This window comes from Massilia terrae, assembly GCF_024753145.1.
GTDB lineage: Bacteria > Pseudomonadota > Gammaproteobacteria > Burkholderiales > Burkholderiaceae_D > Telluria > Telluria terrae.
The window spans coordinates 117,701-134,558 of the sequence record NZ_JANUGU010000001.1 but is presented as its reverse complement, the minus strand read 5'-3'; the positions used below and the strand labels follow the sequence as shown (position 1 = coordinate 134,558).

Annotated in this window: 18 protein-coding genes and 1 tRNA gene; 2 read left to right on the top strand and 17 right to left on the bottom strand. The window is 65.0% G+C overall.

Going from position 1 to position 16,858, the window contains the following annotated elements:
• Positions 1 to 21: 21 nt before the first annotated feature.
• The 15 genes from nuoK to NX778_RS00625 all read right to left on the bottom strand — a co-directional run bounded on the left by nuoK (position 22) and on the right by NX778_RS00625 (position 12,141).
• A complete protein-coding gene (gene nuoK / locus NX778_RS00695) occupies positions 22 to 330 on the bottom strand; it encodes an NADH-quinone oxidoreductase subunit NuoK (protein WP_258809767.1) in 309 nt (102 codons plus the stop codon).
• The gene (locus NX778_RS00690) at positions 327 to 959 is read right to left on the bottom strand and encodes an NADH-quinone oxidoreductase subunit J (RefSeq protein WP_258809766.1); all 633 of its coding nucleotides are present in this window, start codon (positions 957 to 959) and stop codon (positions 327 to 329) included. Before NX778_RS00690 ends, nuoK begins: the two co-directional genes overlap by 4 nt.
• 24 nt (positions 960 to 983) lie before the next feature.
• On the bottom strand, positions 984 to 1,472 hold the full coding sequence (gene nuoI, locus NX778_RS00685) for an NADH-quinone oxidoreductase subunit NuoI (protein ID WP_258809765.1): 489 nt from the start codon (positions 1,470 to 1,472) through the stop codon (positions 984 to 986).
• A 13-nt stretch (positions 1,473 to 1,485) separates the two neighbouring features.
• On the bottom strand, positions 1,486 to 2,568 hold the full coding sequence (gene nuoH / locus NX778_RS00680; protein ID WP_258809764.1) for an NADH-quinone oxidoreductase subunit NuoH: 1,083 nt from the start codon (positions 2,566 to 2,568) through the stop codon (positions 1,486 to 1,488).
• Positions 2,568 to 4,904 carry an NADH-quinone oxidoreductase subunit NuoG gene (nuoG, locus tag NX778_RS00675; RefSeq protein WP_258809763.1) on the bottom strand — a complete coding sequence of 779 codons (2,337 nt, stop codon included), beginning with the start codon at positions 4,902 to 4,904 and terminating at the stop codon, positions 2,568 to 2,570. Before nuoG ends, nuoH begins: the two co-directional genes overlap by 1 nt.
• A 21-nt stretch (positions 4,905 to 4,925) precedes the next feature.
• A complete protein-coding gene (gene nuoF, locus NX778_RS00670; protein ID WP_258809762.1) occupies positions 4,926 to 6,221 on the bottom strand; it encodes an NADH-quinone oxidoreductase subunit NuoF in 1,296 nt (431 codons plus the stop codon).
• Positions 6,218 to 6,694 (bottom strand): NADH-quinone oxidoreductase subunit NuoE, encoded by a 477-nt coding sequence (gene nuoE / locus NX778_RS00665; protein WP_258809761.1) that lies wholly within the window; start codon positions 6,692 to 6,694, stop codon positions 6,218 to 6,220. The genes nuoF and nuoE overlap by 4 nt, the downstream gene beginning before the upstream one ends.
• Before the next feature lie 14 nt (positions 6,695 to 6,708).
• Positions 6,709 to 7,962, bottom strand: a complete 1,254-nt coding sequence (locus tag NX778_RS00660; protein ID WP_258809760.1) for an NADH-quinone oxidoreductase subunit D — start codon at positions 7,960 to 7,962, stop codon at positions 6,709 to 6,711.
• Positions 7,962 to 8,555 carry an NADH-quinone oxidoreductase subunit C gene (locus NX778_RS00655; protein WP_258809759.1) on the bottom strand — a complete coding sequence of 198 codons (594 nt, stop codon included), beginning with the start codon at positions 8,553 to 8,555 and terminating at the stop codon, positions 7,962 to 7,964. The genes NX778_RS00660 and NX778_RS00655 overlap by 1 nt, the downstream gene beginning before the upstream one ends.
• Positions 8,556 to 8,570: 15 nt before the next feature.
• The gene (locus tag NX778_RS00650; protein WP_047826277.1) at positions 8,571 to 9,047 is read right to left on the bottom strand and encodes a NuoB/complex I 20 kDa subunit family protein; all 477 of its coding nucleotides are present in this window, start codon (positions 9,045 to 9,047) and stop codon (positions 8,571 to 8,573) included.
• A 3-nt stretch (positions 9,048 to 9,050) separates the two neighbouring features.
• On the bottom strand, positions 9,051 to 9,410 hold the full coding sequence (locus NX778_RS00645) for an NADH-quinone oxidoreductase subunit A (RefSeq protein WP_258811012.1): 360 nt from the start codon (positions 9,408 to 9,410) through the stop codon (positions 9,051 to 9,053).
• Positions 9,411 to 9,579: 169 nt separating this feature from the next.
• Positions 9,580 to 9,664 (bottom strand) — tRNA-Leu (locus NX778_RS00640).
• A 113-nt stretch (positions 9,665 to 9,777) separates the two neighbouring features.
• Positions 9,778 to 10,200, bottom strand: a complete 423-nt coding sequence (secG, locus tag NX778_RS00635; protein WP_258809758.1) for a preprotein translocase subunit SecG — start codon at positions 10,198 to 10,200, stop codon at positions 9,778 to 9,780.
• A gap of 53 nt (positions 10,201 to 10,253) precedes the next feature.
• On the bottom strand, positions 10,254 to 11,000 hold the full coding sequence (gene tpiA / locus NX778_RS00630; RefSeq protein ID WP_258809757.1) for a triose-phosphate isomerase: 747 nt from the start codon (positions 10,998 to 11,000) through the stop codon (positions 10,254 to 10,256).
• A 160-nt stretch (positions 11,001 to 11,160) separates the two neighbouring features.
• A complete protein-coding gene (locus tag NX778_RS00625) occupies positions 11,161 to 12,141 on the bottom strand; it encodes an NAD(P)H-quinone oxidoreductase (protein ID WP_258809756.1) in 981 nt (326 codons plus the stop codon).
• A 157-nt stretch (positions 12,142 to 12,298) separates the two neighbouring features.
• On the opposite strand from NX778_RS00625, the gene NX778_RS00620 reads away from it, so the two are divergent.
• A complete protein-coding gene (locus NX778_RS00620; protein WP_258809755.1) occupies positions 12,299 to 13,534 on the top strand; it encodes an SGNH/GDSL hydrolase family protein in 1,236 nt (411 codons plus the stop codon).
• 137 nt (positions 13,535 to 13,671) lie between these two features.
• Here NX778_RS00620 and NX778_RS00615 read toward each other — a convergent pair whose 3' ends face one another.
• Both NX778_RS00615 and NX778_RS00610 read right to left on the bottom strand, forming a co-directional pair.
• Positions 13,672 to 14,280, bottom strand: a complete 609-nt coding sequence (locus NX778_RS00615; RefSeq protein WP_258809754.1) for a tetratricopeptide repeat protein — start codon at positions 14,278 to 14,280, stop codon at positions 13,672 to 13,674.
• Positions 14,281 to 14,338: 58 nt separating this feature from the next.
• Complete coding sequence (locus tag NX778_RS00610) at positions 14,339 to 15,124, bottom strand: GIN domain-containing protein (RefSeq protein WP_258809753.1); 786 nt, start codon at positions 15,122 to 15,124, stop codon at positions 14,339 to 14,341.
• A gap of 325 nt (positions 15,125 to 15,449) precedes the next feature.
• Here NX778_RS00610 and NX778_RS00605 point away from each other — a divergent pair, with 325 nt between their 5' ends.
• Positions 15,450 to 16,856 carry a M16 family metallopeptidase gene (locus NX778_RS00605; RefSeq protein WP_258809752.1) on the top strand — a complete coding sequence of 469 codons (1,407 nt, stop codon included), beginning with the start codon at positions 15,450 to 15,452 and terminating at the stop codon, positions 16,854 to 16,856.
• The last annotated feature ends 2 nt before the right edge of the window (positions 16,857 to 16,858 follow it).

The following is a 16,858-nucleotide window of genomic DNA, read 5'->3' as shown; positions in this document are numbered from 1 at the left end:
TCGAGGATGAGTGATTACCGCTTAGCCCTTCAGGCTGTCGAGGTCTTCCACGTTGATCGTGTCCAGGTTGCGGAACAGGACCACCAGGATCGCCAGGCCGATCGCCGATTCGGCGGCCGCGACGGTCAGGATGAAGAACACGAAGACCTGCCCGGCCGCGTCGCCCAGGTAGTGCGAGAAGGCGACGAAGTTCAGGTTCACCGCCAGCAGCATCAGTTCGATGGCCATCAGCAGGATGATGATGTTCTTCCGGTTCAGGAAGATGCCGACCACCGCGATCGCGAACAGGATCGCGCCCAGGACCAGGTAGTGTGCGAGCGAGAGCGTCATTGTGCGGTCTCCTTGTTGTCTGCGGCGGCGGGCGCCTCTTTCACGGCGTCCATCTTGACGATCTTCAGGCGGTCGTTGCGCTTGACGCGCACGGCCAGCGCCGGGTCGATGGCCTTGGTGTCCTTGCGCTTGCGCAGGGTCAGGGCCACGGCGGCGATGATCGCCACCAGCAGGATCGCGGCGGCGATCTCGAAGCCGTAGATGTACTGGGTGTAGATCAGCATGCCCAGTTCCTTGGTGCCGCCGATATTGCCGGCGTTGGCCACCGCGTTGTCGTTCACGCCCAGGAAGCCGCGCCACAGGACGGCGCCCATCTCCAGCACGATCAGGGCGCCGATGCCGGACGCTACCGGCAGGTAGCCCCAGAAGCCTTCGCGCATCCGGTCGATATTAATGTCGAGCATCATCACGACGAACAGGAACAGCACCATCACGGCGCCGACGTAGACCAGCACCAGCACGATGGAGAGGAACTCGGCCTTGAGCAGCATCCAGATGCCGGCCGCGTTGAAGAACGCGAGCACCAGGAACAGCGCGGCGTGCACCGGGTTCCTGGCGGTGATGACGCGCAGCGCAGCCAGCGACATGATGGCCGCGAACGCGTAGAACAGAAAAGTTTTGAATTCCATGTCTAACCCAGGGACCTGTTGTTATTAGCGGTAAGGCGCATCGGCTTCGCGCGCGGCGGCGATGTCGGCCTCGTAGCGGTCGCCCACGGCCAGCAGCATCTCTTTGGTGTAGTAGAGATCGCCACGCTTTTCGCCGTGGTATTCGAGCACGTGGGTCTCGACGATCGAGTCCACCGGGCAGGATTCCTCGCAGAAGCCGCAGAAGATGCACTTGGTCAGGTCGATGTCGTAGCGCGTGGTGCGGCGGGTGCCGTCCTCGCGCTGCGCCGATTCGATCGTGATCGCCAGCGCCGGGCACACCGCCTCGCACAGCTTGCAGGCGATGCAGCGCTCTTCGCCGTTGGGATAACGGCGCAGCGCGTGCAGGCCGCGGAAGCGCGGCGACATCGGGGTCTTCTCTTCCGGGTACTGGACGGTGATCTTGCGCGACAGCGCATATTTACCGGTCAGTGCCAGGCCCTTGATCAGTTCGGTCAGCATCAGGCTGCCGACGAAGTCTTTAATTCGAGTCATTTGTGGTGCTTCCTTACTTCCAGATGTTCCACGGCGACTGCATCACGCCGGCGACCAGCACCAGCCAGACCAGGGTCAGCGGAATGAACACTTTCCAGCCCAGGCGCATGATCTGGTCGTAGCGGTAGCGCGGGAAGGTGCCGCGCACCCAGATGAACAGCGACAGGATCATGAACGCTTTCACCGCGAGCCAGAAGAAGCCGCCGAAGGCGCCGCCGAATTCCAGGAAGGAGAACGGCGCGGCCCAGCCGCCCAGGAACATGATCGAGCCGATGAAGGCGACCAGGATCATGTTGGCGTACTCGGCCAGCATGAACATCGCGTACGACATGCCCGAGTACTCGACCATGTGGCCGGCGACGATTTCCGATTCGCCTTCCACCACGTCGAACGGATGGCGGTTGCACTCGGCCAGGGCCGAGGTCAGGTAGATCACGAACAGCGGCAGCAGCGGCAGCCAGTTCCACGACAGGAGGTTGATGCCGTGGCCGACGAAGTAGCCGCGCGCCTGGCCGCCGACGATGTCGGAGAAGTTCAGCGAACCGGACACCATCAGCACCACGACCATCACGAAGCCCATCGGGATTTCGTAGGAGATCATCTGGGCCGAGGCGCGCATCGCGCCCATGAACGAGTACTTCGAGTTCGACGACCAGCCGGCGATGATGATGCCGTACACCTCCATCGAGGTGATCGCCAGCAGCAGGAGCAGGCCGGCGTTGACGTTGGCCAGCGCCGCTTCCGGGCCGAACGGCACCACCACCCAGGCGGCCAGCGCCGGCATGATGGTCATGATCGGGCCGATCACGAACAGGCTGGTGGTGGCCTTGGACGGGATCACGATCTCTTTCAGCAGCAGCTTGACGCCGTCGGCGATCGGCTGGAGCAGGCCGGTGGGACCGACGCGGTTCGGGCCGATACGGATCTGGATCCAGCCGATCAGCTTGCGCTCCCACAGGGTCAGGTAGGCCACCGCGCCCATCAGCGGGGCGACGATGATGATGATCTTGATCAGGTTCCAGACCAGCGGCCACGCCGCGCCGAGGTGGTCGGCGCCACCGGCGTAAATATTATCAATCAGACCGGGCGTTGCCATTACTTGCCCTCCCCTGCTTTTTCAACATTGATCGGGCCGAACATGGCGCCCAGGCTGGCGACGGCCGGATGGCCGGCGGTCACCCGCACGGCGCTGGCCGGCAGCGTCGGGTCGACGTCGGCGACCAGCACGGCGCTGCCCGCGCCCTGGCTCACCTTCACGGCATCGCCCGCTTTCACGCCCAGCTGCCCGGCCAGCGCCTTCGACAGGCTGACCAGCGGCGCGTTGGCGTCGGCGGTGCGCTGCAGCGGCTCGGCGCGGCGCACCACGGCGTCGGTGAAGTACACCGGCACATTGGTGACGCGCTCCAGCTGGCCCGCATTGGCGTAGGTGGCGGCCACGGCCGGCACCCTGGCGATGTTGTTCAGCTTGGCGGTGACGTCGGTGACGCCCTGGCCCAGCACATCGTCGCGCACGGCTTCCGAGGTCTCGTAGTCGAAGCCCTGCAGCGAGAGCAGGTTGCCCAGCACACGCAGCACTTTCCAGGCCGGACGGGTCTCGCCCAGCGGACGCACGTTGCCGTTGAAGCTCTGGGCGCGGCCTTCGGCGTTGACGAAGGTGCCCGAGGTCTCGGTCCACGGCGACACCGGCAGCAGCACGTCGGCGTAGTCGAGGCCGTGCTTGAACGGCGACATCAGCACCACCATCTCGGCCGCGTTCAGGGCGGCGACGGCTTGCTGCGGGTTGGCGGCGTCCAGTTCCGGCTCGGCGTGCAGCACGAGGAACGCTTTCTTCGGCGACGCGAAGGCCGAGGCCGGCTTGGCGACCGCGCCGGCCAGGTAGCCGCCGACGCTGTTGGCGCCGTCCAGCAGGTAGCCGAACCTGGCGCCGGTCTGTTCGGCGATCCATTGGGCGGCCACGTGCAGCTTGGAGGCCTGCGGGTGCTGCGCGGCGCCGATGCCCATCAGGACGGCGCCCGGCAGCTCGGCGCCGATGTCCACCAGCGTTGCCGCGATGGCTTTGGCGACGTCGCCGGCCTGGATGTGCTCGAAGCCGGCCGGCGCGGCCACACCCTTGGCGGCGGCGACGGCGGCGACGATTTCCGACAGCGCGGCCAGCCACTCGGACGGCAGCACGGTGATGTTCTTGGCGGTCGGGATCAGGTTCTCTTCCGAGGTGCCGTTGATGATAGCCAGCTTGGCGCCCGACTTGGCGGCGGCGCGCAGGCGGGTCGCCACCAGCGGATGGTCCTTGCGCAGGAAGGAGCCGATCACCAGCACGCGCTTGAGCGTGGAGATGTCATTGACCGGCATGCCCAGCCACGGCACGATTTCCTCGTCCAGCGCGAAGTCGCTCTGGCGCAGGCGGTAGTCGATGTTGGCGCTGCCGAGGCCGCGCGCGACCTTGGCCAGCAGGTGCAGCTCTTCCAGCGTCGCGCCGGCCGTGCCCACCGCCGCGATGGCGTCGGCGCCGTGCTCGTGGCGGATGTTGCGCAGGCCGTGGGCGACGTACTCGAGGGCGGTCTGCCAGTCGGTGTCGATCCACTTGCCGTCCTGCTTGATCATCGGGTTGACCAGGCGGTCCGCATTGTCCAGCGCCTCATACGAGAAGCGGTCGCGGTCCGACAGCCAGCATTCGTTGATCGCTTCGTTTTCCAGCGGCAGCACACGCATCACCTTGCCGCCCTTGACCTGGACGATCAGGTTCGAGCCCAGCGAGTCGTGCGGCGACACCGAGCGGCGGCGCTGCAGTTCCCACGGACGGGCGCTGTAGCGGAAAGGCTTGGAGGTCAGCGCGCCGACCGGGCACAGGTCGATCATATTGCCCGACACTTCCGAGTCGACGGTCTTGCCGACGAAGGTCGAGATTTCCGAGTGCTCGCCGCGGCCGATCATGCCGAATTCCATCACGCCGGCCACTTCCTGGCCGAAGCGCACGCAGCGGGTGCACTGGATGCAGCGGCTCATCTCTTCCATCGAGATCAGCGGGCCGGCTTCCTTCGGCGCCACCACGCGCTTTTCTTCCTTGTAGCGCGATTCGCTCTTGCCGTAGCCGACCGCCAGGTCCTGCAGCTGGCACTCGCCGCCCTGGTCGCAGATCGGGCAATCCAGCGGGTGGTTAATCAGCAGGAACTCCATCACCGACTTCTGCGCCTGCACCGCCTTGTCGCTGTGGGTGCGCACGATCATGTTCGGGGTCACCGGGGTGGCGCAAGCCGGCAGCGGCTTGGGCGCCTTCTCCACTTCGACCAGGCACATGCGGCAGTTCGCTGCGATCGACAATTTCTTGTGATAGCAGAAGTGCGGGATATAGGTCCCGATTTTGTTTGCGGCGTCCATCACCATGGAACCTGGCGGGACTTCGACTTTCTTGCCGTCTATTTCAATTTCAACCATTTGATCGTTACCTGACCTGGTTTAGATGTATGCGGGCACGAGGCAATGCTTGTGCTCGATGTGGTATTCGAATTCGTCGCGGAAATTGCGCATCATGCCCTGCACCGGCATCGCGGCGGCGTCGCCCAGCGCGCAGATGGTGCGGCCGGCGATATTGCCGGCGACCGACAGCAGCATTTCCATGTCTTCCGGACGGCCCTGGCCGTGCTCGATGCGATGGACCATGCGGTACAGCCAGCCGGTGCCTTCGCGGCACGGGGTGCACTGGCCGCACGATTCCTCGTAGTAGAAGTAGGACAGGCGCAGCAGCGACTTGACCATGCAGCGGGTCTCGTCCATGACGATCACGGCGCCCGAGCCCAGCATCGAGCCGGCCTTGGCGATCGCATCGTAGTCGAGGTCGGTATCCATCATGACGTCGCCGCGCACCACCGGCGCCGACGAACCGCCCGGGATCACGGCCTTGATCTTCTTACCGCCGCGCATGCCGCCGGCCAGCTCGAGCAGCTTGGCGAACGGGGTGCCCAGCGGGACTTCGTAGTTGCCCGGACGCTCGACGTCGCCCGAGATCGAGAAGATCTTGGTGCCGCCGTTGTTCGGCTTGCCCAGCGCCATGTAGTTCTCGGCGCCCATGTTCAGGATGAAGGGGACGGCCGCGAAGGTCTCGGTGTTGTTGATTGTGGTCGGCTTGCCGTACAGGCCGAACGAGGCCGGGAACGGCGGCTTGAAGCGCGGCTGGCCCTTCTTGCCTTCCAACGATTCGAGCAGCGCGGTTTCTTCGCCGCAGATGTAGGCGCCGTAGCCGTGGTGGGCGTGCAGCTGGAAGCTGAACTCGCTGCCCATGATGTTATTGCCCAGGAAACCGGCCGCGCGCGCTTCTTCCAGCGCTTCTTCGAACAGCAGGTAATCCGCGAAGATCTCGCCGTGGATGTAGTTGTAGCCCACGGTGATGCCCATCGCGTAGGCGCCGATGGCCATGCCTTCGATCAGCGCGTGCGGGTTGTAGCGGATGATGTCGCGGTCCTTGAACGTGCCCGGCTCGCCTTCGTCGGTGTTGCAGACGAGGTATTTCTGGCCCGGGAAGGAGCGCGGCATGAACGACCACTTGAGGCCGGTCGGGAAACCGGCGCCGCCGCGGCCGCGCAGGCCCGAGGCCTTCAGGTCGGCGATGATCTGTTCCTGCGGGATCTTCTCTTCCAGGATCTTGCGCAGGGCGCTGTAGCCGCCGCGCTTGACGTAGTCGGCCAGGTGCCAGTTGGCGCCGTCCAGGTCCTTCAGGATCAGCGGGTTGATGTGACGGTCGTGCAGGCTGGTCATTTCTTCAGCTCCTCCAGCAGGGCGTCGATCTTCTCGTTGCTCATGTGCGAGCACATGCGGTGGTTGTTGACCAGCATGACCGGCGAATCGCCGCAGGCGCCCATGCACTCGCCTTCCAGCAGCGTGAACATGCCGTCGGCGGTGGTTTCGCGGTAGTCGATGCCCAGCTTCTCTTTCAGGTACTGGCCGGCCTGCTCGCCGCGGGTCAGCGCGCACGGCAGGTTGGTGCACACGGTGATCTTGTGCTTGCCGACCGGCTTCAGGTTGTACATGTTGTAGAAGGTCGCCACTTCCTGCACGGCGATGGCCGGCATGCCGATGTAGTCGGCGACTTCCTGCAAGGTTGCGGGCGACAGCCAGCCCAGTTCGACCTGCGCGTGGGCCAGCGCGGCCATCACGGCCGACTGGCGCTGGTCGGCCGGGTACTTGGCCAGTTCGCGGTCAATCTTCTTGTAGCACTGCTCGGATAACATAATCTTTTACCTTCTCAGCGGTCGATACTGCCGAACACGATGTCCTGGGTGCCGATGATGGTCACGGCGTCCGCGATCATGTGGCCGCGCGCCATTTCGTCCAGGCTCTGCAGGTGGACATAGTCCGGCGTGCGGATCTTCAGGCGGTACGGCTTGTTGGCGCCATCGGACACGATGTAGATGCCGAATTCGCCCTTCGGGTGTTCCACCGCCGCGTAAGCCTCGCCGGCCGGGACGTGGAAGCCCTCGGAGAACAGCTTGAAGTGGTGGATCAGCGATTCCATATTGGTCTTCATGTCGACCCGCGACGGCGGCGCGATCTTGTGGTTGTCGACCATGACCGGACCCGGGTTCGCGCGCAGCCAGGCGATGCACTGCTTGATGATGCGGTTCGACTGGCGCAGCTCTTCGATGCGGACCAGGTAGCGGTCGTAGGAGTCGCCGTTGGTGCCGATCGGGATGTCGAAGTCGAGCTGGTCGTACACGGCATAGGGCTGCTTCTTGCGCAGGTCCCAGGCCACGCCCGAACCGCGCAGCATGGCGCCCGAGAAGCCCATCGCCTTCGCGTCCTCCGGCGACACCACGCCGATGCCGACGGTACGCTGTTTCCAGATGCGGTTGTCGGTCAGCAGGGTCTCGTACTCGTCGACATAGCCGTCGAAGCGCTTGGTGAACTGCTCGATGAAGTCGAGCACCGAGCCCTGGCGGGTTTCGTTCAGTTCGTCGATGGCCTTCTGGCTGCGCAGGATCGAGGCCTTGTGCTTGGGCATCGCGTCCGGCAGGTCGCGGTACACGCCGCCCGGGCGGTAGTAGGCCGCGTGCATGCGCGCGCCCGACACCGCCTCGTAGACGTCGAACAGGTCTTCACGGTCGCGGAAGGCATACAGGAAGGGGCCCATGGCGCCGATGTCGAGCGCGTGCGCGCCCAGCCACATCAGGTGGTTCAGGATGCGGGTGATCTCGTCGAACATCACGCGGATGTACTGGGCGCGCACCGGCGCCTGGATGCCCAGCAGCTTCTCGATCGCCAGCACATAGCCGTGCTCGTTGCACATCATCGACACGTAGTCGAGGCGGTCCATGTAGGGCACCGACTGCAGGTAGGTGCGGGTTTCGGCCAGCTTCTCGGTGCCGCGGTGCAGCAGGCCGATGTGCGGGTCGGCGCGCTGGATCACCTCGCCGTCCAGTTCCAGCACCAGGCGCAGCACGCCGTGCGCTGCCGGGTGCTGCGGACCAAAGTTCAGGGTGTAATTCTTAAGCTCAGCCATTATTTGATCCCGTAGTTTTCTTCGCGGATCACGCGCGGGATGTTTTCACGCGGTTCGATCGTCACGGGTTGGTAGATCACGCGCTTCTGCTCGGGGTCGTAGCGCATTTCGACGTAGCCCGAGATCGGGAAGTCCTTGCGGAACGGGTGGCCGATGAAGCCGTAGTCGGTCAGGATGCGGCGCAGGTCGCCGTGGCCCTCGAACATGATGCCGAACAGGTCGAACGCTTCGCGCTCGAACCAGTTGGCGGAGCGCCAGATGCCGGTCACGGTCGGCAGCACCGGCATGTCGTCGTCTGGCGCGAACACGCGCACGCGCACGCGCCAGTTGTGCTCGATCGAGAGCAGGTGCGAGACGGCCGCGAAACGCAGGCCATCCCAGCTGCCTTCGCCGTACTGCGAGTAATCCACGCCGCACAGGTCGACCAGTTCGTCGAAAGCTAGCTGTGGATCGTCGCGCAGGGTCTGCATCGCCTGCAGGTAGTCGGCGGCCTTGACCACCACCGTCACTTCGCCCAGCGCCGTGGAAACGGCGGCGCCCTCGCCCAGCGCTTTCTTCAGGGCGAGTTCAAGGACTTCGAGTTTTGTCGTCATGATGAAAATCGCTGGTTAGCGCGCGATGGTGTTGGTGCGCTTGATCTTGTTCTGCAGCTGGATGATGCCGTACAGCAGGGCTTCCGCAGTCGGCGGGCAGCCCGGGACGTAGACGTCGACCGGGACGATGCGGTCGCAGCCGCGCACCACCGAGTAGGAATAGTGATAGTAGCCGCCGCCGTTGGCGCAGGAACCCATCGAGATGACCCAGCGCGGCTCGGCCATCTGGTCGTACACCTTGCGCAGGGCCGGGGCCATCTTGTTGCACAGGGTGCCGGCCACGATCATCACGTCGGACTGGCGCGGGGACGGGCGGAACACGACGCCGAAGCGGTCGAGGTCGTAACGGGCGGCGCCCGCGTGCATCATCTCGACTGCGCAGCAGGCCAGGCCGAAGGTCATCGGCCACATCGAGCCGGTACGGGCCCAGTTGATCAGCTTGTCAGCGGTGGTGGTGACAAACCCTTCGTTTAATACGCCTTCAATAGACATGGCTCATTCCCAATCAAGGGCACCTTTCTTCCAGATGTACCAAAAACCGACCACGAATTCGGCGATGAAGACCAGCATCGTCACGAACGCCGGCCAACCCAGGTCGCGCATGGCGACGCCCCACGGGAAGAAGAATGCCGTTTCCAGGTCAAACAAAATAAACAGGATCGCCACCAGGTAGTAGCGCACGTCGAACTTCATGCGCGCGTCTTCGAAGGCTTCGAAACCGCACTCATACGGGGACAGTTTGGCGGCATCGGGACGATGCGGCGCGAGCAGGCGGCCAAGCACCTGCGGCGCGATGCCGACACCGGCACCGACGAGGATGAAGAGCAGAACGGGGAAGTAATTTTCGAGGTTCACTGTGAAGCCTGTTTGAACGATCGGTTGATGAAACTGCTGCATAGCTGCAGCGCCGTATCGCGCAATCCTGGCTTTGTGCCCTGCCACCAGGATCGAACGACTGATCCTCGCAAAAAAGCCAGCTTAGGCAGAGCCGAAGCTCTTGCGCCCTTGCTGGCTTCTGAATTCTTGGTGCCGACGGCGAGACTCGAACTCGCACAGCTTGCGCCACTACCCCCTCAAGATAGCGTGTCTACCAATTTCACCACGTCGGCTGTGAGACTGCTATTTTACCCTGCCTTAGCACCTTTTTTCAATGCACAATTTGTCTTGGCGAGAGGAAAAATACGCAAATTCTCAATATTTTTAAGTCTTTACAGAAGCCTGCTTACTTCTTCGGCGCCGGGTTCGCGGGCGCCGGCGCGCTGGCCGCCGGGGCTTCGGCGGAGGCTGCCGGAGCTGGGTTGGTGGCCGGTGCTGCCGCGTTGGTGGCCGGAGCCGCCGGGGCGGCCGGGGCCGGCGCCGGGGCGGCGATACGGCCCATCACGCCATTGTCGACGCTGGCGGCCGGTGCGCTGGTGCCGTAGTGGGCCAGCGCCAGGGTGCATGCAAAGAAAATGGCGGCCGCGACCGCGGTCGACTTCGACAGGAAGTTCGACGAACCGGTGGCGCCGAACAGGCTGCCCGACGCGCCCGAGCCGAAGGCCGCGCCCATGTCCGCGCCCTTACCATGCTGCATCAGCACGAGGCCGACGATGGCCAGGGCGGAGAGAACCTGTACGACGATAATCAGATTGAACAAGGTGCTCATTACAATTCCATTCCAAGTTTAACGGGGTTTCGAATTCTTTTCAGACCGCCGATTCAGGCGGCCTTGATGATGGCGAGGAAATCGGCTGCCTTGAGGGAGGCGCCGCCGATCAGCCCGCCATCGATGTCCTGGCGGGACATGAGGTCTGCGGCATTATCCGGCTTCATGCTGCCGCCGTACAGGATATTGATTTCCTCGGCCGCGCCGCCGATGCGCTCCTTGAGCTGGGCGCGCAGCTGGGCGTGCACTTCCTGGGCCATGTCCGGGGTCGCGGTCTTGCCGGTGCCGATCGCCCACACGGGTTCGTAGGCGACCACGATGCCCTTCGCCTGCGCGGCATCCAGCAGCTCCAGCACGGCGGCCAGCTGGGCGCCGACGACGGCGGCGGTCTGCCCCGCTTCGCGCTGCCCCAGGGTTTCGCCGACGCAGACGATCGGGGTCAGGCCGGCCTTGAGCGCGGCCACGGTCTTGCGGGCCACCAGCTCGTTGCTCTCGCCATGGTAGGCGCGGCGCTCGGAGTGGCCGACGATGACGTAGCGGCAGGCGAAATCGGCCAGCATGGCGGCCGAGGCCTCGCCTGTGTAGGCGCCGGACGCATGTTCCGACACATCCTGGGCACCCCAGGCGACCGGCGTGCCGGCCAGGAGCTGTTGGCACTGGAACAGGTATGGCGCGGGCGCGCACACGGCGCAAGCGGCCTTCGCATTGCCCAGTCCCGCGACGATGCCCGCGAGCAGATCAGCGTTGGCGGCAAGGCTGCCGTTCATTTTCCAGTTGCCTACGACCAGTTTGGGACGCATAGAACCCCACAGTCAAATAACCCGCTATTTTAGCGGTCGTTGATGTTACGGTCAAACAAGGGGCGGGCAAGATGGTGATTGTTCGCTCGGGTTCGCTATATCGTCATCGTCGTTCCCGGCACTGCCGAGAACGACGGTAACTTGTAAACGAAGGTATCGATTACACGACTTCGAGCACGATCTTGCCGACGTGGGTGCTGGTCTCCATCAGCGCGTGCGCCTGCGCGGCCTCGTCCAGCCTGAAGGTCTTGTAGATCACGGGCTTGATCCTGCCCTGCTCGATCAGCGGCCACACCCGCTCGCGCAGGCTCTGGGCGATGCGGCCCTTGAAGGCCACCGGGCGCGGGCGCAGGGTCGAGCCGCTGATCGACAGGCGGCGGCGCAGCACCTGGCCCAGGTCGACCTCGGCCTTGGCGCCGCCCAGCAAGGCGATCAGCGCGATGCGGCCGTCGTCGGCCAGGCAGGAAATCTCGCGCGCCACGTAGGGGCCGGCCACCATGTCCAGCACCACGTCGACGCCCTTCCCGCCGGTCAGCTCCTTGACCACGGCCACGAAGTCCTCGGTCTTGTAATTGATGCCGCGCGCCGCGCCCAGCGATTCGCAGGCGCGGCACTTGTCGTCGGTGCCGGCGGTCGCGTAGACCGTGTGGCCGAGCGCCGACGCCATCTGGATCGCGGTCACGCCGATGCCCGAGGTGCCGCCCTGCACCAGCAGCGTCTCGCCCTCGGACAGGTTGGAACGGTCGAACACATTGCTCCACACCGTGAAGAAGGTTTCCGGCAGCGAGGCTGCTTGTACCGCGCTCAGCCCGGCCGGCATCGGCAGGCACTGCGCCAGCGGGGCCGCACAAAACTCGGCATACCCCCCGCCCTGTACCAGCGCGCACACCATGTCGCCCTGCTTGAACGGGCTGCCGGACAGGTCGCCACCGACGATTTCGCCCGCCACCTCCAGGCCCGGCAGGTCGGAGGCGCCCGGCGGCACCGGGTAGTGGCCGAGCCGCTGCAGCACGTCAGGCCGGTTGATGCCGGCGGCATGCACCTTGATCAGGACTTCGCCGCTCTTGAGCTCCGGGACCGGGCGCTCGCACAGCTGCAGCACCTCGGGCTGTCCCGGGCGCGTAATTTCGATGGCACGCATGGGAAAGCTCCTGTTGAGAAAAACACAATTATACGCCGCGGGCCCGGAGCGGGCCGCCGCTCAATCGCTTGCGCATTCGTGGTCGGCAGGGGCACCACTTGTGGCAACTGATGCATACTTCCCGCAACGCTGCCACCAACCAGACCGAGGAGACAACATGAAATTGCCGTTCACCGGCATGCTTGCCGGCGCAGCCCTGGCCGCCACGCTGGCCTTCCCGCCGCAGCCCGCCCTGGCCCAGTCCTGGACCGCCGAACACTGGACCGGGACCTGGGGCGCGGGAGCGGGCGGCCCGCCCCTGCCGGCCGGCGCCAAGACCTTCAGCAACCAGACGCTGCGCATGATCGTGCACACCAGCCTCGGCGGCAAGCGCGTGCGGGTGCGGCTCTCGAACGAGATGGGCGGCACGCCGCTGCGCATCGGCGGCGCCCACGTCGCGCTGCGCAAGGCCGGCGCCGACATCGTGCCCGGCAGCGACCGCGCGCTGACCTTCGGCGGCGCGGCGTCGATCGTCATCCCGCCCGGCGCGCCAGCGCTGTCCGATCCGGTGGACCTGGACCTTGCGGCCCGCGCCGATCTCGCGGTGAGCGTGTACCTGCCGGAGGTTGCCGGCGCGACCACTATCCACAGCACGGCCAGCCAGACCAACTACGTGTCGGAGACCGGCGATTTCGCCGCCGCGGAAACGCTGCCGGTGCAGCACAAGATCGGCTCGTGGCCCTTCCTGACCGAGGTCGATGTCGACAGCGGCGGCGCGGCCATCGTCACCCTCGGCGATTCGATCACCGACGGCACCCGCAGCACGCCCGACACCGTCAACCGCTGGCCGGACTGGCTGGCCAAACGCCTGCAAGGCGCGAACCTGGGTGTGGTCAACCGCGGCATCAGCGGCAACCGCCTGGTCAGCAATCCGCCGGAAGGTTCGCTCGCCGGCCGCAGTGCGCTGGAACGCTTCGACCGCGACGTGCTGGCCACGGCGGGCGTGCGCTACATGACGCTGATGGTGGGGATCAACGATATCGGCAACAGTCCGAACGAAGAGCCGATCAGCGCGCAGGAGCTGATCACCGGCTACCGCCAGCTGATCGGCCGCGCGCACGAGAGAGGCATCGCCATCTACGGCGCGACGCTGACGCCGTTCGAGGGCGCCAAGTACTATTCACCGGCGAAGGAAGCGGTGCGCACGGCGGTCAACGAATGGATCCGCAATGGCCGCGAGTTCGATGGCGTGATCGACTTCGACCTCGTTACGCGCGACCCGGCGCATCCCGGGCGGATGGCGGCGGCATACGACAGCGGGGATCACCTGCATCCGAACGACCACGGATACGAGACGATGGGGAATGCGGTGCCGCTGGAGTTGTTTGGGGCGGCTTCGGGCGCCAAACACTAAGAAAACGTCTGGGGTCAGGTCGTCCAATGAATCAAAATTCCAGTCCAGCCACTTCCAGGGTCAAAACGTGCAAGATACAAGAGTTCTTGCGCGCACTTTTGATTGTTTGGACGACCTGACCCCATGTTGGGGTGGAGTTACTGCGCCCCGGTCTTCGACTGCCCCGGCAGCGGCGTGCCCACCTTCCAGTTGCGCGACAAGGCTTGCGCTTCCTCGATCTGCTCCTGGCTCATCTGCTTGGCCACCGCCGCGCGCTGGTTGGCGGCGTTGGCGTGGCCGTTGGCGGCCGACAGGTTCCACAGCATGTAGGCGATCACCACATCCTGCGGCATGCCGGCCACGTGGTAGCGGTACAGCAGCCCGAGCGCATACTGCGCGTCCGCGTGCCCCTGCTCGGCCGCCTTGCGGAACCAGTACACGGCCTGCTTCTCGTCGGCCGGGACCGCGTTTCCCTTGTAGTACATGGCGCCGGTCACATACTGCGCATCGGCCCTGCCCTGCTGCGCCGCCTTGTGGCTCCACTCGAAGGCCAGCTTGTAGTCGCGCGCGACGCCGCGGCCCATGTAATACATCAAGCCGAGCAGCTGCTCGGCGTCGGGGTTGCCGGCCTTGGCCAGCGGGACGATCTCTTTCAGCGCCAGCGCGTAATTCTTCGCGTTGTACGCCGCTGCCCCTTCTGTCAGGCCCGCATGCGCGCTGGCATGCAGTCCAAGTGCGAATGCAATCGCAACGAATAGTTTTCTCATTGTCTCGTGTGGATGCGGGTTCTTCGCTTGCCCTACGCCGGCGTCCGGCGTTCCCTTTTTATTTCCAGTTGACCTTGCCCAGACCCTCGATCACCAGCTTGCGGTTGGCCGGCTTGCCGTACACCGTCACCGAACCCATGCCCGACAGGTTCAGGTTGGCGTTCTGGTGCGCCGTCACGATCGCATTGCCCAGGCCCGACAGCTCCAGGTCGACGTTGTCTACTGCGAACTGCTGGGCATTCAGGCCGCCGATGCCGCCAAGGTCCGCGCGCAGCCACTTGCTGCGGCCGACCAGGCTGACCGAGCCGGCGCCGCTCACGTCCAAATCGACGCCTTCGCTGCTCAGGCCCTTGATCACCATGCTGCCGATGCCGCCCAGCTTGGCCGAGACCCGCTTGTAGTTGCACTGCACGACCATCTGGCCGGCGCCCTCGTGGCTCAGGTCCAGCTCGTCGCCCTCGAAGCCGACCACGGTGGTGGTGCCGATGCTGTCGGCCGACACCTCGCGCAGGGCCGGCAGCGTCAGTTCCACCCGCAGTTGGGACGATTCGCGCATCATGAAGCGTTCGTGCAGGGCGCCGGCCCGCGCTTCGGTGCCGATGTTCAGGGTGTCGCCGCGCTGGCTGGTGCTGGTGCGCGCGATCCAGTTGCGGTCGCCGCGCACCGTCATCGCCGCCGGGCTGCCCTGCCGCACCACCACCTCGACGATGCCGTCGACCTTGACGCGCACGATGTGCGGATCGAGCGGCCGGGTTTCGCTGACCACGTCCGAAGCCGCCGAGGCAGGCTCGACGAAGCAACAGAAAGCGGCGGCCATCAAACCGAACTTGAGGAACTTGTTCACGTGAATCTCCAATACTTGTTCAAGTGCGCTGCCAACAGCGGCGCATACAGTAGCAGCAAAGCAATGCGACTTGCCACAAAATTATTAACCAAATGTAATTTCAAAGCCAGCGGCGATGACCGCACTCTATCCCGGCGGCCTGCGCCATGCGCCGTGAATGCGACGAACTGCATAAAAACCGGACTGGGCGACACGATCGCGGGAATGGCGGGGATGTTGTAAAAAATATCTTTACATCAATGCTTGTCATTGCGTTAAGATGCCCCTCGCGCGGCCGCAGAGCCACGTTCCCGAAACCACCGTCCACCTTTGCGAGGGCATCCCTATGCGCAAGCGCCACCTTCCAGTGCTGCTGGCTGGCCTGACTGTCTCGCTGTCCGCGTTCGCGGCCACCAGCGACCAGTGGAACCTGCCGGTCCACACCAAGAAACTCGACAACGGCCTGACCGTCATCGTCTCCGAAGACCACACCTCGCCCACCGTCGGCGTGTCGGTGGTCTACCACGTCGGCATGCGCCTGGAGCCGAAGAACCGCACCGGCTTCGCGCACCTGTTCGAGCACCTGATGTTCCAGGGCACGCCGAATGCGCCCAAGGGCGTGTTCGACAAGACCATCACCGGCGGCGGCGGCCGCAACAACGGCTCGACCCGGCCCGACTTCACCAACTACATCGAGACCGCGCCGGTGTCGGCGCTGGAACCCATCCTGTGGCTGGAAGCGGACCGCATGAAGACGCTCGACTTCAACGACAAGACGCTGAAGAACCAGCAGGACGTGGTCAAGGAAGAGATCCGCGTCAACGTCAAGAACCAGCCCTACGGCGGCTTCTACTGGCTCGACATCAACCAGGCCGCATTCAAGAAGTGGGAGAACAACCACGACGGCTACGGCAGTTTCGAGGACCTCGAACACGCCTCGCTGGACGATGTGCGCACCTTCCACCGCGACTATTACGGCCCGAACAACGCGGTGCTGGCGATCGCCGGCGACGTGACCCCGGCCCAGGGCTTCGCGCTGGCGCAGAAGTACTTCGGCGGCATCGCCAAGCGCCCGACGCCGGCCGCCACCGATTTCTCCGAAGGCCTGAACACCGAGGAGAAGCGGGTCGAGCAGACCGACGCGCTGGCCCAGGTGCCGGCGGTGGCGGTAGCGTGGAAGATCCCGCCACGCGGCCACAAGGACCAGGCCGCGATCGCGGTGCTGGCCGACCTGCTGGCGGGCGACGACGCCTCGCTGTTCTACCAGGGGCTGGTGAAGGGCCGCGAGATCGCGCTCAACATGAACGCCCTGTTCGGCCTCACCGGCCCGTGGGAATACGGCGGCCCGACCGTGATGACCATCTTCGCGCTGTACAAGCCGAACAGCAGCGCCGACGCCATGGTCAGCGCGATGGACGAAGAGATCGCCAAGGTCGCCAGGAACGGCGCCGATGCGGCCACGCTCAAGCGCGTGAAGACCCGCATGCTGGCGGACTGGAACAACAAGATGGAAAGCTTCATCAACCGCGCCGACACCCTGGCCAAGCTGCAGACCCTGTGGGGCGACGCCAATGTCGCCAACAAGATCCCGGGCTGGATCGAAGCCGTGACTTCGGACGACATCAAGCGCGCGGCGAGCACCTACCTGGTCGCTTCGAACCGCACCGTCATCGACCGCAAGCCGGCGCCGAAGGCCGCACCGGCCGCCGCCGCGCCGGCCCAGGCCAGCGTCTCTGCCGCCGACAAGAAATAAGG

Bases quoted from the DNA above. Each gene is read 5' to 3' on its own strand.
- nuoK (WP_258809767.1), bottom strand. From the start codon at position 330: ATGACGCTCTCGCTCGCACACTACCTGGTCCTGGGCGCGATCCTGTTC.
- NX778_RS00690 (WP_258809766.1), bottom strand. From the start codon at position 959: ATGGAATTCAAAACTTTTCTGTTCTACGCGTTCGCGGCCATCATGTCG.
- nuoI (WP_258809765.1), bottom strand. From the start codon at position 1,472: ATGACTCGAATTAAAGACTTCGTCGGCAGCCTGATGCTGACCGAACTG.
- nuoH (WP_258809764.1), bottom strand. From the start codon at position 2,568: ATGGCAACGCCCGGTCTGATTGATAATATTTACGCCGGTGGCGCCGAC.
- nuoG (WP_258809763.1), bottom strand. From the start codon at position 4,904: ATGGTTGAAATTGAAATAGACGGCAAGAAAGTCGAAGTCCCGCCAGGT.
- nuoF (WP_258809762.1), bottom strand. From the start codon at position 6,221: ATGACCAGCCTGCACGACCGTCACATCAACCCGCTGATCCTGAAGGAC.
- nuoE (WP_258809761.1), bottom strand. From the start codon at position 6,694: ATGTTATCCGAGCAGTGCTACAAGAAGATTGACCGCGAACTGGCCAAG.
- NX778_RS00660 (WP_258809760.1), bottom strand. From the start codon at position 7,962: ATGGCTGAGCTTAAGAATTACACCCTGAACTTTGGTCCGCAGCACCCG.
- NX778_RS00655 (WP_258809759.1), bottom strand. From the start codon at position 8,555: ATGACGACAAAACTCGAAGTCCTTGAACTCGCCCTGAAGAAAGCGCTG.
- NX778_RS00650 (WP_047826277.1), bottom strand. From the start codon at position 9,047: ATGTCTATTGAAGGCGTATTAAACGAAGGGTTTGTCACCACCACCGCT.
- secG (WP_258809758.1), bottom strand. From the start codon at position 10,200: ATGAGCACCTTGTTCAATCTGATTATCGTCGTACAGGTTCTCTCCGCC.
- tpiA (WP_258809757.1), bottom strand. From the start codon at position 11,000: ATGCGTCCCAAACTGGTCGTAGGCAACTGGAAAATGAACGGCAGCCTT.
- NX778_RS00625 (WP_258809756.1), bottom strand. From the start codon at position 12,141: ATGCGTGCCATCGAAATTACGCGCCCGGGACAGCCCGAGGTGCTGCAG.
- NX778_RS00620 (WP_258809755.1), top strand. From the start codon at position 12,299: ATGAAATTGCCGTTCACCGGCATGCTTGCCGGCGCAGCCCTGGCCGCC.
- NX778_RS00615 (WP_258809754.1), bottom strand. From the start codon at position 14,280: ATGAGAAAACTATTCGTTGCGATTGCATTCGCACTTGGACTGCATGCC.
- NX778_RS00605 (WP_258809752.1), top strand. From the start codon at position 15,450: ATGCGCAAGCGCCACCTTCCAGTGCTGCTGGCTGGCCTGACTGTCTCG.